The sequence below is a fragment of the Sporolactobacillus sp. KGMB 08714 genome, from assembly GCF_036598985.1.
Taxonomy (GTDB): domain Bacteria; phylum Bacillota; class Bacilli; order Bacillales; family Sporolactobacillaceae; genus Sporolactobacillus.
Map to the genome: position 1 here is coordinate 67,107 of NZ_JAUUBW010000067.1, position 16,465 is coordinate 83,571.

Below are 16,465 nucleotides of genomic sequence, written 5' to 3' on the forward strand. Positions count from 1 at the left end.
CCGTGCAGGATCCGGAAAATTATGCGGAGGAACGCTATAACAGATCCGCTCGCGTGCCGGCCATCCGCTGAATTTTCGATCAGGGCATCGCTCGGCGGCGCACGCCATCCCGAGCCAATCACGGCGGCGGCCGAAGCGGCGGATTTCAAACGGGACGAACAGGCATTGGACGCTATCGACAGCATTCTTGAAAGGCATATTAAAAAAGCCATTAAGCTCTGAGCTTATGGCTTCCCCGACTCGCCGGGAATATGAACAACACCGCGGTTAAAGAACGTCTTTCTCATTTATTCCATCGATTTCATTGGCCGGCAGCGGGTGCTGCCGGGCAGCGCTATTATTTGCCGGTTTTTTAAACTGTTTACCGACTCAGTCCTCTTCGAAGAAACCGGCCGGAACATCTGTGCAGACAGCCGGCTGCCTTTACACTCCATCATAATCATCGAAAGGTGCGATTCCGAATATGGAAAAAGAAGATACTGCTGCCCAGACAGCATTGATGCAAAAGCAGCAGCATAAAAAATTGACCGTTCATCAACTTATTCTGCGTTTTTTATTAATTATCATCGGTGTCACGCTTGATGCAATTGCTCTTGAGGCCTTCCTCGTTCCCAATAAAATCATTGACGGCGGAGTAGTCGGCATCTCGATTATGCTCGCTCAACTGTCAAGTCTGCCGATCGGCATTTATTTACTGGTCATCAATCTCCCCTTCTTTGTGATCGGCTACAAGCAAATGGGGAAAACATTCACCATTACATCCATTGGCGGTGTCACTCTGCTCGCCGTCCTGACCTCTCTGTTCGGCCGGATTCCGACATTTACCCACGATCTGCTGCTCGCCGCTGTGTTTGGCGGAGTGATTATGGGAATAGGGGTCGGCCTGATCCTCCGAAATGGCGGTTCCTCCGACGGCACAGAAATCCTCGCTGTGCTCTTTAACGAAAAGGTTCCCTTTTCCGTCGGTGAAACGGTCATGTTTTTCAACATTTTCATTCTAGGTTCGGCAGGTTTTGTTTTCGGCTGGAACTATGCCATGTACTCATTGATTGCCTACTTCGTTGCATTCAAGATGATCGATGTGACGACGACCGGCCTCGAGTCCTCTAAAGCGGTCTGGATTATCAGCGACCGCCATACCGAAATCGGCGATGCGCTCAACGACCGGCTCGGGCGAGGCGTCACCTATCTGAACGGATCGGGGGCCTACACCGGGGACGACAAAAATGTCATTTTCACCGTTATCAGCCGTCTTGAGGAGGCAAAAGTAAGAAGCATCGTCGATTCGCTTGATAGAAACGCCTTTCTCGCCATCAGCGACATTCATGACGTCAAGGGCGGCCGTTTTAAAAAACGGCGCATTCACTGACGGGCAGGCATTTTCCTGCCCGTTCCGGAAAAGATCGTACTACCGGAGCCGGGCTTCGACCCGTTTCCCTTTTTTGGCCAGATGAGCGGACACGACGACCCAGCCGGCGTTAAGAAAGAGGAGCGCGCTTGTCGAAAAAAAGACATACTTCATCCCGAATTGGGCAGCCATATGTCCGCCGAGCAGCGCTCCCCCCAGAGTGCCGAGAAACTGGGCCGACTGATTATAACCGAACAGCTGGCCGGTAATAGCTGGCGGAGCCATTTTCTTGACGATGGTATTAATCGACGGCAGGATGCCGGCAATCGCCAGGCCCATCAGGAAGCGAAGACCCATCAGCTGCCACGGGCTGGAGACAAAAGCCTGGGGAATGAAAATAAAACCGATAAAAATCAGTGCACTAAGCAGGACGCGGCGCGGGCCGATCCTGTCGGACAGCTTGCCGAGCAGCGGTGCGGAAATTACGCTCGCCAGTCCGGCGGCAGAAACAACGATTCCCGAAATCATTTCAAGATTCCGGGAAGAAGGCATGAGGATCTTTACGTACACAGTGATAATCGGCTCAATCGACATATTGGCCAATTGAACCATGAACGTCGTGATAAACATAGCGACAAACATGCCGGGGCTGGGAACGATCTTCCATACCTCGCGAAAGGACGGCATTTTTTTCTCTGTGCGGACAAATTTTTCTTTGATAAAAAACAGCGAGGCGAGAAATGCGCAAAAAAGCAGAATGCTTGTGTCGATGAAAACCATGCGCATCCCCATGAATTGCGAGAGGAAGCCGCCGATCAGCGGGCCGACCAGCGATCCGCCGATGCCTCCCGTCGAAAGCATGCCGAGCGCCCAGCCTGAATGGCTTCTCGGAGTCTGAGTCGCAACAAGAATAATGGAGGCGGGAATGAACCCGGAAACCAGTCCCATAATCAGGCGCAGTGCAAACAGTTCATAGACATTCTGCACAAAGGCCATGGACAGCACGACCAGGCTCATGCCCAGGCCGGCGCGGATCAGCATCGGTTTTCGTCCGTATTTGTCCGCAAGCGATCCCCAGATCGGCGACACAATGGCCGACACGAGAAATGTCGCACCAAAAATCAGACCTGCCCATCTTTCGATATCCGACGTATTATGGACCCCAAGTTGTTCAATGAAAAGCGGAAGAAACGGAACAATCTGGCTCATCCCCGCTGCCGTCGCAAATGCGCCGAACCAGCATACATAGAGATTTCTTTTCCATAAAGGAAATGACATGAAAAAAACACCTTGCTTCTATTTTCCAAAGCTTTATAAAATGACTTTGTCGGCTTTTGAACACAGCCTTTTTTAAATTGTAAACAGAAAGAAATAACGCCCTGTTCGTAAGAAGGGCACTTTTTACACAGTCTTAATAATAGACACAACTGTTCATTTAAACCAATATATATATTATTATAAAAGCATAGGCCGTAAGCTATATAATAGCTGTTCATAACCGGTTTCAACCCCAACCAAAAGGAAGGATGTATGATGGAGCTGCTCCAGCTTAAATATTTTCAGACCGTCGCCCGCCTCGAACACATGACGCGTGCCGCAAAGGAACTGTCCATTGCGCAGCCGTCCCTGAGCCAGACGATTAAACGTCTTGAGAACGAAATCGGCGTTCCGCTTTTCGATCGGAAAGGGCGCCGCATCAAACTGAATAGTTATGGCAAATTATTTTTAAAAAAGGTGGAAACGGCCCTGTCCATTCTGCAGGAAGGCAAACGGGAAGTGTCCGACCTCGCGCAGGTGAAAAATGACCGCATTGCTCTCGCCGTTATGAGAACGCCGATTGTTCCCGATCTGCTCAGCAGTTTCCGTAAAAAGCATCCTTATGTCCGTTTCCGGGTCAAACAGATTTCCCGCGACACCGTTAACAGGCAGCTGGAAAACGGAGACATCGATATCTGCATCACACCTTATTATCGTGAAAGAGAAAGCCGGTTCAGCTGGCGGGAACTGATGAACGACGAGATCTATCTTGCCGTGCCGAAATCACATCCTCTGGCTTCGGAAGAAAGCGTCAGCCTCAGAGAAATCGCTCATGAACCCTTCATTCTGAAGTCAGGAGGAGCATTCCGTGAAACAACAGATGCTTATTGCCGGATGGCCGGGTTTCAGCCGGACATCGCTTTTGAAGTCGATGATTCACTTTCAATCCGCGGTCTCGTCAGGGAAGGGCTGGGCGTGGCTTTTTTTTCCTCGCTGACCCTGCGGACGATCAGGGATTCGTCGATTGTCCCGCTAAGAATCAGTCAGCCGCACTGTTTCCGCACCATCAGCCTCGTCTGGAACGAGGACCGTTATCATTCGCCGATTGCCGCGCAGTTCCGGCAATTCGTTATCCACTATTTTGCGGCCCTGAATCATTCATAATCAGGCAATGCCGTACGCGGCTGCAGCGTCCGCCTAAAAAGAAAAAATCGGCAGGCCGGGCCAGACCGCCGGCGAGCCTTCGTTTTTCTAATACTGCATTCCGCTCATCTTTTTATACTTTTTTATTTGTATAAACTTAGACAGCCCGATTCCGCCTTTCGACCTGCGCCTTTTTTTTCTGGCTTCTCCATCCCGAATACAGAACGGCTGCAATAATGACAATGATGACGGGCCACTTCACCCAGGCCTCCAGGCTGCCGAGCAGATTAATGAAGACCGGCTCGGCAAACAGCATCCGTCCCGCGGTCAGAGCAAGGATGGCCGCGCCCAGAAAAACAAGCCACTGGAACCGATTGATCAGCGCCAGGATGATCGCGCTGCCGCCCATAAGAAGCGGGACGCTGATCAGCAGGCCGAAAATAACAAGAAGCGGGTCGCTCTGTGCGGCTCCTGCCACGGCCAGCACGTTATCCAGGCCCATCAGCGCGTCGGCAACGATAATTGTGCGGACGGCCGCCCAGATACTGGTTTCCGCCTTGACCTTTTTCTTCTTTCCCTTGTCACTTTCCGGGCGAAGAAGGCGATAGGCAATCCAGATCAGCAGCAGGCCTCCGACAAAATGAAGGCCGGGAATCATCAGCAGATAGACGACGATCAAAGTGCAGAGTGCACGCAGCACAACCGCCCCTGCCGTCCCGTAAAGAATGGCGCGCGAACGCTGGCGGTCGGGGAGCCGGCGGGCAGCCATCGCGATCACAATCGCATTGTCTCCGGCAAGAAACAAATCGATGCCGACGATGATAGCAAGAGAATACCAGAATTCCGGTGTCAAAAACTCCATAAACAAACAGTCCTCCTGTCATGTTATCTGAACCATTCAAATGAAACAACGGATGACCGGTCTCTCTTAAGAAAGCGCCGGTCAATCGGCCCCATACGGCAACGGGCTGTTTTCTCAATAAAAAGACAGCCGCTCCACCGTCTGATGGAAAGGCTGTCTGTATTTAAAAACCTTTGCCCATTTCATCCGATCGAGGCAAAGGTCTCGCCAGCAGCATGACTGCTGCCAAAGAAGGCCGGGGATACTCCCGTAATGACGGCGCTTCTTTGCAGGCTACTCCCCTTTTATAGAGAGATGATTCATTTGTTAAGATTATCTTATAATAATTGTTCCGTTCTGTCAATGAAAATTTTCATCCTATTCATCCGGAAAAAGATGATTCCGATAAGCATAGATAGCCGCCTGCGTGCGGTCTGAAACGCCTAGTTTTCCGAAGATGCTGCTGACATGCGTCTTGACTGTCTTGATTCCGATAAATAACAGCATGCTGATTTCGGCATTGCTCTTTCCGGACGCAATCAGCCGCAGGACCTCGCGCTCCCTTTCTGTCAGCTGTTCGAACGGCTGCGGCTCTTTATGCAGACCCGCGACGAGCTTCCGCGCCACTTTTCCGTCAATGACCGTCCCGCCCGCGTGGGCCTTGCGGATGGCCTGTATAATTTCTTCCGCAGATGCCGTTTTTAAGAGATAGCTGATTGCTCCCGCTTCGATAGCCGGAAATACTTGCGCATCATCATAGAAACTTGTCAGAATAATAATTTTTCGTCCCGGATCCCTCGCCAGAATAGTCTTCGTCGCTGTAATGCCATCGCCGTTTTCCATGATCAGATCCATCAGAATGATTTCGGGTGCGATTTTTTGATCAAACAGAACCGCTTCCTTCCCGTCGGATGCCTCACCGACCACTTCGATGTCGTTTTCCGTCGACAGAAAGGCTTTCAGCCCTTTTCTTACCATATCATGATCATCGACAACCATTACCCGGATTTTATCCATCTTGGCCAACCCTTTCTTCTTGTATCGGGACACGGATATGAATGGAAGTTCCTTCCCCTTCCTGCGTCGTCAGTATAAAGTGTCCGCCGATTTCCTCTGTCCGCTCGCGCATCGTTTTCAGTCCGTAGGACGCAATCTTTTCTTTTGCCGGATTAAAGCCGCGGCCATTATCAAATATGTTCAAGACAACGGATTGCTCCTTCGCATAAAGCGTCAGCCTGACTTTTGTCGCCTCCGAATGTCTCAGCGCATTGGAAAGGGCCTCCTGGCTGAGCAGGAACAGATGATTTTCGATCCCTTTCGATAAGCCGGCAATCGGATCGACCGAAGCTTCGAAGTGAATCGGCGTCTTGCCGTCAAGCTCGGCGATCAGACGCTCAAGCCCCTTATCAAGCGACTCGCCGCGCAAACGGACCGGACGCAGATGAAGCAGCAAGGCGCGCATCTCCCCCTGTGCCTTGCCGGCTATATCCGATACATCCGCTATATTTTCGGCAGCCTTCTCCGGATTGGTGAAAACCGATTTTTTCGCCGCCGACGCAAACATGGACAGGGCAAACAGCTGCTGGCTTACCGCGTCGTGCAAATCTCTCGCGATCCTCTGCCTCTCCTCGATCACCGCCGCATTCCTGACCTTTGCATTGATCTCGACATTTTCATTGATCAGTTTTTGCAGAAATTTCACCTGTGTATCAATCTTATCCGCTAGTTCGTTCAGCGATTGTTCGACCTGCGAAATTGTTCCTTCGCTCTCCGTTTTTATCCGGGCGGATAATTTTCCGGACGAGAGCGTTCTGACAAACAGATCGATGTTCTCGATTCGATTCTTGATCAGGCGATAATCCTTTGTAACGAGCAGTGTCCCGATAAACAGATTGATCAGAAAGCTCAGGAAAAATGCCAAGGCACTGATCAGCAGCCCGTGAGGATCGGAAATATAGAAAAAAAACAGCTGCAGCATGCCAAAAAGCAGCACGGAGGAGAAAAAGCTCGACGCGATCTGAATTTTAGCGACCCGGATTCGATAGTTGGACATTGGCTTCACACCTGACTGATCGTCAAATCGATCACTTGAAAATCAAATTTAAAATCAATCCTGCGGACCGCCTGATCGTAATGGACCGTTTGATAATCGATATTTCTCAGGCTGCCGCTCTGTTCATCGCCGTCAATTCTGACATCGCCGACGGTCGCTCTGACACTGACCCGAAAGGGAACGTCCTCGGGAACAATGATCTTGATGTCCCCGACCCAGCCCGATATCGTGACCGGAATGGTTTCTTCAGGAATAAAGGCTTTTGTAAAATCGAAATTGTAGTTCGCGATTCTTACCCGCTCATGGACCGGCCGGGCCTTCCAATTTTCTTCCTTATACGACGCATCACGGATAAAATGGAATGTCCTGTCCGGCCGATCATCCCAGAATCGATTTTCCTCACCGTCATCCATAAAGTTGCGCATTCTGTGTATTCTGTTCCTATGTTTCCTGTGCGCGGTCGTCAACGGTTCTCCGAACAGCATCATCAGTCCAAAATAGACGACCAGATACGGCCACAGTTTCCAAAAATCCCGCCAGGTAAAAACCAGCAGTCCCCAATTGCCTGCCAGAATCAGGCCGCCGTATATCAGAAAGAACAGTCCCCAGAAAAAGCCCGGCCTTTTTCGGTGTACCAGCGGCACAATGATCAGCAGCATGCCTAATAGAATGAATAGATAGGGCAAAATTTCGACGGGCATCGCCATTATTCCCGGGGAAATAAGATTCAGACTGCTGAGAAGCCAGTAACACCCGAGCAGTATCACCATTAAGGCGATTAAAATTTTACCAAACGGCATTCAGCTCAATCCTTTCAGTTAGGAAACCTCTATTCCTACTATATAAAGAGCCATTGCATATTTCCACAGACTGAAAGCGTTTTTTCCCTCCGCCTTGAGACGGATTAGCAGCAATGAGATTCGCCCTCTCTTTTCCATAATGCAGCGGGTCCGATCGACCCTGAATCACCGGACGGCCTTCTAGCGAACGTCTTCTTTCTCAAGCCTTTGTTTGGTATAGGCCACGGTGAACAGCCAGCCGGCCGCCATTCCGGCAGCAAGAAAAAGCAGGAACCCGATCGGGCTGCGGCTGCCGAGCGCACCGGCGAGACTCATAATCAGGCTCTGCAGCGCAAACAGTGGAAAGATAAGCTTGAGGAAACTCCTTCTCCTGAGGCGTCCGGCGATCGGATACAGGCCGGCCAGCGCCTGCGGAAAGGGATGATACCACAGCGGCAGCAGCTGCAGACCGGTCAGATAAACGAACGCCGCCGTTGCAAGCGCCGTATAATAGCCGTTATTGACAAAAAAACAGACGAGCGCCCCGATTGCGGTGAGTCTTAGATAAATGCCGAAATAGTCGTCCGCGCGCAGAAATGTCTTAATAAACAGCTGTCGGTAGACGCTTTCTTCGTCAAATGAACGTACAGGGAAAAGGGCACTGATCAGCCTTCTTGCTTTGACGCGGTGCCTTAAGCGCGGTACGTCTGTAAAAAGGTTGGCAAAGCGGAGAAACTGCATTTCCTGTTTATTATCCATATCGATGACCCGATCCCATTTTAAGAGGGAGCGGCCGGACGGACGGCGGAACAGGAAAATGCTGGAAAGCAGCATGGCAGCCGCACAGACGGCCGGCACTGCCAGGTTCAGTCCGCCTGCAAAACCGTATAAAAACAGGAATGAAAACCCAAAACGAATGATTTTCAGCGGCACGGTGCCGTCGATCGACTGTTCCTGCCAGCGGCAGTCGATGTTCCAGCCCTTGACTGCAATCGCCGCAGCGGCGACAATCCAATAAGATGCGGCGCCGGCGGAACTCTTGGCGTAAAGCGGCGCGCAAATCAGCAGAAAAAAAATAAGAAACAGGCTTTGAAAAATAAAGCTGTACATTCTGCTCATTCGGAAATAGCCGCCGAGTTCCGCTTCAACCGGAAGCAGGAACACCTTGTCCGCAGGCTGCATAAATGTGCGGATCGGCGAACGGACGGCGGGGACGGACAAAACGGCGGTCACCGCCAGGGCCGCAGGAAAAGCTTGCGGCAGAACGTCAAGCCAGCGTTTATAGTAAAACCCGCCGATAATGACGGCCGCATAAAGAACAAACATCAGGCCGCTGTTTTTGCCGATCAGATTCCAATAACGCAGCTGCATTTGAAAATTGTCGGCGCGGCGCCGGCGCCAAAGCCGGATCAGTTCAGCCATTCTGTCCTCCCCCTTGCCACAGCCAGATAAATATCATGCAGCGATGCCCTGTCGTCGCCGTAGCGGCGCCTGATTGTATCGATCGTTCCCTGAATGGCGATTCTGCCCTCGTGAAGAATAATAAACCGGTCGCAGTACTGTTCAGCCGTCGACAGGATATGAGTCGACATCAGTATCGCCGCTCCGCGGCGTTTCATATCCTCCATCAGATCGAGAAGAGACTGGATTCCGAGCGGATCAAGGCCGACAAAAGGTTCATCGACGATATACAATTCCGGCCGAATCAGAAAGGCACACATGATCATCACCTTCTGGCGCATGCCCTTCGAGAAATGAGTCGGAAACCAGTGCTGCTTCTTCTCCATGTGAAAGAGTTCCAGCAGACGGCCGCTCCGTTCCTCATAGGTCTTCCTGTCAAGGTGATAAGCCATTGCGCTCAGTTTCAGATGTTCTTCCAATGTCAGCTGCTCATACAGTTCAGGCATCTCGGGGACATAGGCCATTTTCTGCCGATAGGCGAGCTTGTCCTCATGGATCGTCCGTCCGTTGACCCGGATTTCGCCCGCGAACGGCTGAAGCAGGCCGAGAATATGTTTGATTGTCGTGCTCTTGCCTGCTCCGTTCAGGCCGACCAGGCCGACAAGTTCGCCGGCTTTCATTTCAAAAGAAACATCGTGCAGCACAGGGCGCTGTCGCGAATAGCCGCCGCTGAGATGCTCCACGGTCAAGATTGTATCCATGTGTTCACACCTGCCGTTTATTTACTTTGAATAAGTTTAATCTTTTCTTCTTTTACCAGTCTAACAAAAAAAAGCACCGACCGTAAATGTTCTGAAATCTTGATCCTTTGAGATGATTATAGGCAGCCCCTTCCTCAGATGTGTTAAAATGAAGACAATTCATTGGGATCTTTTAGCAGGCCGCAAGACGATTGAAATGAGAAAAAGAAGGGATGAGCCAACATGTCAGATGAATCAAACTGCATTTTCTGTAAAATTATTAACGGCGAGATTCCGAGCGCAAAGGTATACGAGGACGAAGACGTCTACGCCTTCCTCGATCTCAGTCAGGTTACGAAAGGGCATACGCTGATTATTCCGAAAGTGCATCAAAAAGATATTTTTAACCTGAGCCCGGACGTCGCCGCAGAACTGTTCCGCCGTGTTCCGCTCATCGCTGCCGCCATCAACAGGGCTTTTCATCCGATAGGACTGAATCTATTGAATAATAACGGCACTCTGGCGGGGCAGAGTATTTTTCATTATCATATCCATCTCATTCCGCGCTACGGCAAGACAGATACATTTACGTTCGGCTTTCAATCGCACGCGGAAGACTACACAAATGAACAGCGCTCGGCCATCGCCGCAACAATTGCTGAAAATATAAGGGAAGCATAATCCGGGCCGGTTCTGATAAGTTTGCTTTTTCAAAAAAAGAAATGTATATTTTTAGTAAAATCCTGCGGCAGACCATAAGGGTACTGCCGGGGATGATCAGCTTAGTTTGAGGAGAGATGAGCATGAAACTTCAGAATTTAATCATTGTCGCTTTATTTTTAGCAATCGGGACAGTCCTTCACACAGTTGTACCCGGGCTTCTGTTCGGAATGAAAGCCGATCTTCTGCTTGTGATGTTGTTCCTTGCCCTTTATTTCTTTGCCGACAGGAAAAGCTTTCTTGTCATCGGCCTTGTTGCCGGGATTCTGGCCGGATTGACGACAAACATGCCGGGCGGATTTTTCCCGAGCGTGATTGACAAATTCGTAACCTCAGCAGTCGTTTTTCCTCTGTTCTCAGTCGCCGGGCACTACTTTTCAAGGCCTGCCAAATATATTGCGGGCATCGTGCTGGCCGGTTTAGGAACGGCACTGAGCGGTACCGTGTTCCTTTCGATGATGATTCTTCTGGCCGGATTGAACCCCGCAACCTTTACCAGCCTTTTCGTCGTATTAGTTCTTCCGACAGCGGCTGTAAATGCTGTTCTGACGGCCGTTCTTTTTCCGCTCATTAGCCGAATCGCCGGGCGCAGCGCGGCTTTCCGTACCGGAAGAACGTTAAACTGACGGGCAGAGTGAGGGCGGTAATCTGCAAGATCGTGAATTTCTCCCCCGAAGCGGGACAGTCAAAATCCGCTTCGGGGGTTTTTAATGTGCCGGCAGAGTGATAATCGGATCCGGCTGGGTTATAATAATAGTAAGTTTAGATATCTGAAGAGGTGAAACGCTATGGGAAAATTTATATCGTATACGATCGGAGCCGCAATCGGCGGACTTGTCGGCGGAACGGTTGTACTTCTCGTAACGCCGAAAAAGGGCGAGGACGTCAGAAATGATATTTGGCAGAAGGCTTCCTCTATTCAGCAGCCGCTCAAGGATGCCGCCAGCAATCTGAATACAGTCAAAGACCGCGTTTTATCATTGAAGGATGAGAGCCTGCCGGTATTGAAATCGACGATGTCGGATATCGGCGACCTGCTGAAAGGGTGGAAGGAAGACGTCCAGCCCTATCTGACAAAAATTAAAAATAACGTCGTTCAGCTCGAAGCGGCAAAAGAAAAACTGAGCAATAAACTCAAGTCCAACGCACCGGAAAAGAAGCCAGGCGAAGAAGAAACACCTCCTTCTCTTTAATTTACAGCTTTTGCCGAAACAAGCACGATCATCCGGTCCGGAACAGGAATCCGCGGAATCTTGAGGTCCGCCGGTCCATCCATTTTTAAAAAGAGGCATCTCAAAGTCGCAAAACGACCGGCGAGATGCCTCCTGTTTTTTATTCTCTTGAATGCGCGATCCCGGACGGCGGACAGTCTGCAGAAAGATTAAAGTGCCCAGACACCGTTCCGAAAAACAGCTTCCCATGTGCCTGTCTCTGTCTGGCCGTCAATATTCAGCCGGCCTGAGCCGATCATAAAATCTACGTGAATCAGGCTGTTATTCGCACCGTGTGCCTCAAGCTCCTTCCCGGACATTTCAGCACCGCCGTCGAGACAAGTCGGATAGGCTTTCCCGATAGCCAGATGGCAGGAAGCATTTTCATCAAAAAGCGTCGTATAAAAAATCAGGCCGGATTGGGAAATGGGGGAATCATTCGGCACGAGCGCCACCTCTCCGAGATAATGAGAGCCCTCATCCGTGTCGATCAGATGCCGGATTACATCTTGTCCCTTTTCAGCGTTCGCCTGAACAATCCGGCCGTCCCGGAACGTCAGAGACAGTTTTTCAATCAATGTTCCTCCGTAATTCAATGGTTTGGTACTGGTCACCGTGCCATTGACGCCTGTCTTCATAGGGAGGGTGTATACTTCTTCCGTCGGAATATTGGCAACGAATCTTGTTCCGCGGCTGTTAATCGACGCACCGCCGTCCCAATGAGCAGCCGGATCAAAAGCGATCTCCAGATCCGTACCCGGCGCCTGATAATGCAGCTTGCGGTATTTTTTTCGATTCAGCACCGACCGCTTGTCTGCCAGATTTTTCTGATGATCCTTCCATGCCTGGATCGGATCTTCAAGATCGATTCTTGTCATTTTAAAGATGACATTCCACAGGTCTTTCATAGCAAGTTCCCTTATTTTCCCGGGGAACATCTTTTTCGCCCACCTGACGGTCGGGTAAATCAGGATCGTCCAGCTGACGCGATCAGACATGCGGTAATCATAGTACGTATTCAAGGCTTTCCATTCCGTCTGCTGATCGACGGCCAACTTGTGCGGATCGATGCCGTCAGTAATGCCGATGCCCGGCGTGCGGATGTCGATGCAGGCCGCGCCCCTTTGCACCAGGGTTTCAAGACCCGCCGCTTTCCATGCCGGATAATCACGGAGCACATCTTCAGCAGCATATTTTAAACGCAAATGATCGAGCCGATCATCCGTCCAGTTAAAAAAAACGCGTTTTGCACCTGCCTCATAAGCTTTCTCCGTCACGATCCTGACGAGTTCCGCCGCATCGACCGGAGCCTTAATAATCACTTCCTGCCCTCTCTGAACATTTGCCCCGACATTAACGGCAAGATCAGCATATTTTTCCAGCTTTTGTGCGAAAGTTTTCATTTTTCCCGCCCTCCATATGATTGAACTGACAAACAGACGGCCGCCCCCCCTTATTCCAATGTATCGACATTATTTTATCACTTTATCGATAAATATACGCAAAAAGGACAGCGGTTTCATAACCCATCCGGATATGTTTAAGGCTTCTGATGAACGGTGAAAGCGACGACGTTCTTTGGAAGATCGATGGTCTCCGCCTGAAGATAGAGGCCGTTCTGTATGCTGATCTTCGACAGATCAATATAAATCTGCTGCTTGTCCGGTTGGAAAACAACCCAGTCCGGAAAGCCGGCGCTGACTTTTAAGAAATTCAGGACTTCTTTGTCGGGGAGTTCCAGGCTGCCGACGCGTACATTGGATTCTTTCAAAATAATCGCTCCGTGACTGACAACGGGATCAAATGTCAGTGTGAACGGAATGCCCGTAAACAGCAGTTTATAAGTCCCCTTCAAAACAACCCGGTTGCCGATCGCCACTTGGTAAGACAGCCGGTTGTTCCCGTTCCTGCTTATTTGATCATTAATCATATTCTGCAGCTGCCGCTTATTGGCCTGAACGGTGAAAATAGCCTGTCCATCCGTCAATCTCGAAGGGACGGTTTGCGATGTGCCGGAGAATCCCGACGTCAGCAGGCTGAAAAGCAGCAAAACAAATAGTAAAAAAATGAAAAGCAACGCAAAAAAAGCAGCTTTCCATAAATTTTTCCGCTTTTTTTTATTTAATGTTTGCCTTTTCTCGATCAATGCGGCTGCTCCTTTCCATGCATGCGCCCCTTTGATTAGACTCCTCCTGCAGTATCTTCAAGAAATCAGAGGGAAATACGTTTCAAATTGATTAATTATAGCATAGCGCATTTCTTTGTGCTTTCCGAGCATTGACAAAATCTTTATATTTTTTCAGAAGCGTTTGCTATTGACCCATTCTCGATATTTTCGAATCAGCCGGACGGACGAATCATTGAATATCCTCGACAAGCCGGCCTTCTTTCGGGTAGAATGGACAGTGTTAACAGGAAGCAGTCCGCGCACATGCTTTTCGGCAGCCGACCTGTTTTTCGCGGCGGGTGCGACGGATTAAAATAAGTCTCTTCGAAAATTTTGTAAATGAAGGGACTAATTCAAATAGGAGTGGACGCAGTGAAGAAATTTATCATTGTTCTTGCCGCATTGCTGGGCCTTTCCGGTCTCGCAGCATGCGGGAACAGCAGTTTGGGCAGCGCCGTTGTCGTCCAGACTAAAAGCGGCAATATTACAGAGCAGGATTTCTACAATGAACTGAAAACAAGCAGTAACGGAAGCCAGATTCTTCAAAACCTGGTGTATGAAAAATTGCTGTCAAGCAAATACAATGTGTCGCAAAAAGAAGTCGATGCAAAGTATAATCAGGTTTTAAAATCTTTCTCCGACAAGCAGTCTTTTGAAACGGCACTCTCTCAGAACGGATTGACCGACAGCCAGTTCAAACGCAACATCAAAGACTCCCTGATGATGACCAAGGCACAGCAGGCCGGCATCAAGGTGACCGACAAAGATCTCGTTGACTATTATAATAAAAATAAGGCCTCGCTGACTCAGCTGAAAGCAAGCCATATTTTGGTCAAGGATCAGAAAACAGCGCAGTCTATTGTTCAGCAGTTGAAAAAGGGAGGCGACTTTGCCGCACTCGCCAAGAAGTATTCAACCGATACGGGGACAAACTCGAAGGGCGGCGAGCTTGGCTGGTTCCAGGCGTCGTCGATGGTTTCTGAGTTCAGCACTGCCGCGCTGAAATTAAAAGTCGGCGAGATCAGCAGTCCTGTCTATTCGAAGACGGACGGCGGCTATCACATCATCAAACTGGAAGGGAAAAAAGATGCCTACAATCAGATTAAGTCGGAAGTCAAATCCGCTTATCTGACCAGTAAAGAAAAGTCCCAGAGTGAAGTGATGCAGACACTGATTAAAAATGCCGACGTTCAGGTCAAAGACAAATCTTTCTCGAACTTGTTCAATTCAACGACGACTTCATCATCCTCAACCGCACAATAATGTGAACATAAAAAAAGCAGCCGCTGAAACGGTAATTAACCGTCAGCGGCTTTTTTTCAGGATCGTTTTTCCTTGGCCCGGCCAGCCGGGCGGATCATCAGCGGCTTCAGCCGAAAAAAATCCGAAGGCCCCCCGCTCGTCAAAGCATCGCCTTCGGATCCTTGTTGCGATCGCGCCGTTCTTTTTCCGCCTCTATCCTTTTCATATAAATGTTTCCCTGCTTCTCGACCCATTCGTCATCGAGTTCCTTATCTTCTCGGGAAATGGAAAATGCCCGGTAACCGCTGAACAGAATACCGGCGATTAACAGATATACCCACCAGGGCACACTTTCAATTCCGGAAAGAATCGGATCAATCAAACCGAGCTGCTGCATCATAAACAGCATGAACAGCAGGACAACGGCATATAGAGAACGTCTTGCCTGTTTCATTTTCCGACCTCCTCTGCACAATTTCAAGTTTTCCGGTCATCCGAATCTTCCGGATGACGTCTTGTACTCTATTTTTATGCACAGGCCCGCACAAATAGTACAATCTGTCACTGTTTGTGCTCTAAACCGGACGAAAGGGCAGAGGTCTCATTTCCGTCGTCCCGATCAAAGGACGGGCGATACAGCGAACGGTTGTTCAGCGCAAAGACGCGCTCTGAGAATTCTCCCGGCCGCGTTTTCCGGATCGCCCGTGTCATGATGTTCATTTTAGCATCCAGATCATCAAGTATATGAAGAATTTCCGCCTCTTTGAAAAGCGGCGGTTTAGGACTGCCCCACTCGGGATTCTCGTGATGGCTGAGCACCATATGCTGCAGAAGAAGCACTTCTTCCCGATCGCCTATTCCCATCTCGCCGGCTGCTCTGCCGATTTCATCAATCATAATTGAAATGTGGCCGAGCAGGTTGCCCGGAAGCGTGTAGCTGGTTGATGTCACGCCGGATAATTCCTTCAGTTTGCCCATATCATGCAGAATGATGCCCGCATAAAGCAAATCGCGGTTTACTTCCGGATAAAGCCCGACAATCGCCTTGGCCATGTCCAGCATGCAGCACACATGGTAGGCAAGGCCGGAAAGAAAATTATGATGAATGCTTGTTGCCGCCGGATATTCAAAAAATGCACGGTGGTGTTTTTTCAGGAGCGCACGCGTCAGCCTCTGGATCACCGGATTTTTAATCTCAAAAAGATACTGGGTCACTTTTTCATCGAGAGCCTCCGCAGAAAGCGGGGCGGCCATCACGAGTTCGGATTTTTTAACCGCATCATGCTCATCCGCGAGACGGATTGTGCGGATTTTAAACTGATTTCTTCCCCGGTAAGTCGTAATATCTCCTTCCGCCAATACGACTGCCCCGGGAATATAATTCGACTCGTCCTCCGACGTGCTTCCCCACAGTTTCGATTCAATATCTCCGGACTTATCCTGCAAAACAATGGTGAGAAAGGGTTTCCCATTGCTCGCCGTTCCCCTTGTTACTGTTTTAATCAGCAAGTAGTCGCGGACATGCTCGCCTTCTTTATAAAACGCAATTCCTTTCAACTTCCC

18 protein-coding genes are annotated in these 16,465 nt (G+C 49.8%); 7 read left to right on the forward strand and 11 right to left on the reverse strand.

What is annotated here, in order from left to right:
* The first annotated feature begins 21 nt into the window (after positions 1–21).
* Both Q6A92_RS18435 and Q6A92_RS18440 read left to right on the forward strand, forming a co-directional pair.
* On the forward strand, positions 22–222 hold the full coding sequence (locus tag Q6A92_RS18435) for a hypothetical protein (protein WP_274400580.1): 201 nt from the start codon (positions 22–24) through the stop codon (positions 220–222).
* A gap of 241 nt (positions 223–463) precedes the next feature.
* The gene (locus Q6A92_RS18440) at positions 464–1,369 is read left to right on the forward strand and encodes a YitT family protein (RefSeq protein WP_274400579.1); all 906 of its coding nucleotides are present in this window, start codon (positions 464–466) and stop codon (positions 1,367–1,369) included.
* A gap of 39 nt (positions 1,370–1,408) precedes the next feature.
* On the opposite strand, the gene Q6A92_RS18445 is transcribed toward Q6A92_RS18440, so the two are convergent.
* Positions 1,409–2,626, reverse strand: coding sequence for a multidrug efflux MFS transporter (locus tag Q6A92_RS18445; RefSeq protein ID WP_332238993.1), 1,218 nt, complete (start codon positions 2,624–2,626; stop codon positions 1,409–1,411).
* A 255-nt stretch (positions 2,627–2,881) separates the two neighbouring features.
* Between Q6A92_RS18445 and Q6A92_RS18450 the strand changes: the two genes are divergently transcribed.
* Complete coding sequence (locus tag Q6A92_RS18450) at positions 2,882–3,769, forward strand: LysR family transcriptional regulator (protein WP_274400574.1); 888 nt, start codon at positions 2,882–2,884, stop codon at positions 3,767–3,769.
* Between the two features lie 136 nt (positions 3,770–3,905).
* Here Q6A92_RS18450 and Q6A92_RS18455 read toward each other — a convergent pair whose 3' ends face one another.
* The 6 genes from Q6A92_RS18455 to Q6A92_RS18480 form a co-directional block, all read right to left on the reverse strand.
* Positions 3,906–4,610 carry a TerC family protein gene (locus Q6A92_RS18455; RefSeq protein ID WP_274400572.1) on the reverse strand — a complete coding sequence of 235 codons (705 nt, stop codon included), beginning with the start codon at positions 4,608–4,610 and terminating at the stop codon, positions 3,906–3,908.
* Between the two features lie 357 nt (positions 4,611–4,967).
* Positions 4,968–5,606 (reverse strand): response regulator, encoded by a 639-nt coding sequence (locus tag Q6A92_RS18460; protein ID WP_274400570.1) that lies wholly within the window; start codon positions 5,604–5,606, stop codon positions 4,968–4,970.
* Positions 5,599–6,642: a sensor histidine kinase gene (locus tag Q6A92_RS18465; RefSeq protein WP_332238994.1), complete on the reverse strand. Its 1,044-nt coding sequence runs from the start codon at positions 6,640–6,642 to the stop codon at positions 5,599–5,601. The genes Q6A92_RS18460 and Q6A92_RS18465 overlap by 8 nt, the downstream gene beginning before the upstream one ends.
* A 5-nt stretch (positions 6,643–6,647) precedes the next feature.
* A complete protein-coding gene (gene liaF / locus Q6A92_RS18470; protein ID WP_274400568.1) occupies positions 6,648–7,442 on the reverse strand; it encodes a cell wall-active antibiotics response protein LiaF in 795 nt (264 codons plus the stop codon).
* A 180-nt stretch (positions 7,443–7,622) separates the two neighbouring features.
* Positions 7,623–8,843 carry an ABC transporter permease gene (locus Q6A92_RS18475; protein ID WP_332238995.1) on the reverse strand — a complete coding sequence of 407 codons (1,221 nt, stop codon included), beginning with the start codon at positions 8,841–8,843 and terminating at the stop codon, positions 7,623–7,625.
* Positions 8,831–9,583: an ABC transporter ATP-binding protein gene (locus Q6A92_RS18480; protein ID WP_274400566.1), complete on the reverse strand. Its 753-nt coding sequence runs from the start codon at positions 9,581–9,583 to the stop codon at positions 8,831–8,833. The genes Q6A92_RS18475 and Q6A92_RS18480 overlap by 13 nt, the downstream gene beginning before the upstream one ends.
* A gap of 222 nt (positions 9,584–9,805) precedes the next feature.
* On the opposite strand from Q6A92_RS18480, the gene Q6A92_RS18485 reads away from it, so the two are divergent.
* From Q6A92_RS18485 to Q6A92_RS18495, 3 genes are all read left to right on the forward strand, one after another.
* The gene (locus tag Q6A92_RS18485) at positions 9,806–10,243 is read left to right on the forward strand and encodes an HIT family protein (protein ID WP_274400565.1); all 438 of its coding nucleotides are present in this window, start codon (positions 9,806–9,808) and stop codon (positions 10,241–10,243) included.
* A 122-nt stretch (positions 10,244–10,365) separates the two neighbouring features.
* Positions 10,366–10,908 carry a tryptophan transporter gene (locus Q6A92_RS18490; RefSeq protein ID WP_332238996.1) on the forward strand — a complete coding sequence of 181 codons (543 nt, stop codon included), beginning with the start codon at positions 10,366–10,368 and terminating at the stop codon, positions 10,906–10,908.
* Between the two features lie 162 nt (positions 10,909–11,070).
* Positions 11,071–11,475 carry a YtxH domain-containing protein gene (locus Q6A92_RS18495; protein ID WP_274400563.1) on the forward strand — a complete coding sequence of 135 codons (405 nt, stop codon included), beginning with the start codon at positions 11,071–11,073 and terminating at the stop codon, positions 11,473–11,475.
* 188 nt (positions 11,476–11,663) lie between these two features.
* Here the strand turns inward: Q6A92_RS18495 and Q6A92_RS18500 are convergent, their stop codons facing one another.
* Both Q6A92_RS18500 and Q6A92_RS18505 read right to left on the reverse strand, forming a co-directional pair.
* Positions 11,664–12,896 carry an aminopeptidase gene (locus tag Q6A92_RS18500; RefSeq protein ID WP_332238997.1) on the reverse strand — a complete coding sequence of 411 codons (1,233 nt, stop codon included), beginning with the start codon at positions 12,894–12,896 and terminating at the stop codon, positions 11,664–11,666.
* A 137-nt stretch (positions 12,897–13,033) separates the two neighbouring features.
* The gene (locus Q6A92_RS18505; RefSeq protein ID WP_332238998.1) at positions 13,034–13,639 is read right to left on the reverse strand and encodes a YpmS family protein; all 606 of its coding nucleotides are present in this window, start codon (positions 13,637–13,639) and stop codon (positions 13,034–13,036) included.
* Between the two features lie 393 nt (positions 13,640–14,032).
* Here Q6A92_RS18505 and Q6A92_RS18510 point away from each other — a divergent pair, with 393 nt between their 5' ends.
* The gene (locus Q6A92_RS18510) at positions 14,033–14,923 is read left to right on the forward strand and encodes a peptidylprolyl isomerase (protein ID WP_274400558.1); all 891 of its coding nucleotides are present in this window, start codon (positions 14,033–14,035) and stop codon (positions 14,921–14,923) included.
* A gap of 139 nt (positions 14,924–15,062) precedes the next feature.
* On the opposite strand, the gene Q6A92_RS18515 is transcribed toward Q6A92_RS18510, so the two are convergent.
* Positions 15,063–15,356, reverse strand: a complete 294-nt coding sequence (locus Q6A92_RS18515; RefSeq protein WP_274400557.1) for a sporulation YhaL family protein — start codon at positions 15,354–15,356, stop codon at positions 15,063–15,065.
* Between the two features lie 107 nt (positions 15,357–15,463).
* Positions 15,464–16,459 carry a 3'-5' exoribonuclease YhaM gene (gene yhaM, locus Q6A92_RS18520; RefSeq protein WP_443029759.1) on the reverse strand — a complete coding sequence of 332 codons (996 nt, stop codon included), beginning with the start codon at positions 16,457–16,459 and terminating at the stop codon, positions 15,464–15,466.
* Positions 16,460–16,465: the final 6 nt, after the last annotated feature.

Excerpts from the sequence above, each read along its gene's own strand:
- Q6A92_RS18480 (WP_274400566.1), bottom strand. The coding sequence starts at position 9,583 with ATGGATACAATCTTGACCGTGGAGCATCTCAGCGGCGGCTATTCGCGA.
- Q6A92_RS18435 (WP_274400580.1), top strand. The coding sequence starts at position 22 with ATGCGGAGGAACGCTATAACAGATCCGCTCGCGTGCCGGCCATCCGCT.
- Q6A92_RS18460 (WP_274400570.1), bottom strand. The coding sequence starts at position 5,606 with ATGGATAAAATCCGGGTAATGGTTGTCGATGATCATGATATGGTAAGA.
- Q6A92_RS18465 (WP_332238994.1), bottom strand. The coding sequence starts at position 6,642 with ATGTCCAACTATCGAATCCGGGTCGCTAAAATTCAGATCGCGTCGAGC.
- Q6A92_RS18445 (WP_332238993.1), bottom strand. The coding sequence starts at position 2,626 with ATGTCATTTCCTTTATGGAAAAGAAATCTCTATGTATGCTGGTTCGGC.
- Q6A92_RS18495 (WP_274400563.1), top strand. The coding sequence starts at position 11,071 with ATGGGAAAATTTATATCGTATACGATCGGAGCCGCAATCGGCGGACTT.
- Q6A92_RS18485 (WP_274400565.1), top strand. The coding sequence starts at position 9,806 with ATGTCAGATGAATCAAACTGCATTTTCTGTAAAATTATTAACGGCGAG.
- Q6A92_RS18455 (WP_274400572.1), bottom strand. The coding sequence starts at position 4,610 with ATGGAGTTTTTGACACCGGAATTCTGGTATTCTCTTGCTATCATCGTC.
- Q6A92_RS18500 (WP_332238997.1), bottom strand. The coding sequence starts at position 12,896 with ATGAAAACTTTCGCACAAAAGCTGGAAAAATATGCTGATCTTGCCGTT.
- Q6A92_RS18450 (WP_274400574.1), top strand. The coding sequence starts at position 2,882 with ATGGAGCTGCTCCAGCTTAAATATTTTCAGACCGTCGCCCGCCTCGAA.
- Q6A92_RS18440 (WP_274400579.1), top strand. The coding sequence starts at position 464 with ATGGAAAAAGAAGATACTGCTGCCCAGACAGCATTGATGCAAAAGCAG.
- Q6A92_RS18515 (WP_274400557.1), bottom strand. The coding sequence starts at position 15,356 with ATGAAACAGGCAAGACGTTCTCTATATGCCGTTGTCCTGCTGTTCATG.
- Q6A92_RS18475 (WP_332238995.1), bottom strand. The coding sequence starts at position 8,843 with ATGGCTGAACTGATCCGGCTTTGGCGCCGGCGCCGCGCCGACAATTTT.
- liaF (WP_274400568.1), bottom strand. The coding sequence starts at position 7,442 with ATGCCGTTTGGTAAAATTTTAATCGCCTTAATGGTGATACTGCTCGGG.
- Q6A92_RS18490 (WP_332238996.1), top strand. The coding sequence starts at position 10,366 with ATGAAACTTCAGAATTTAATCATTGTCGCTTTATTTTTAGCAATCGGG.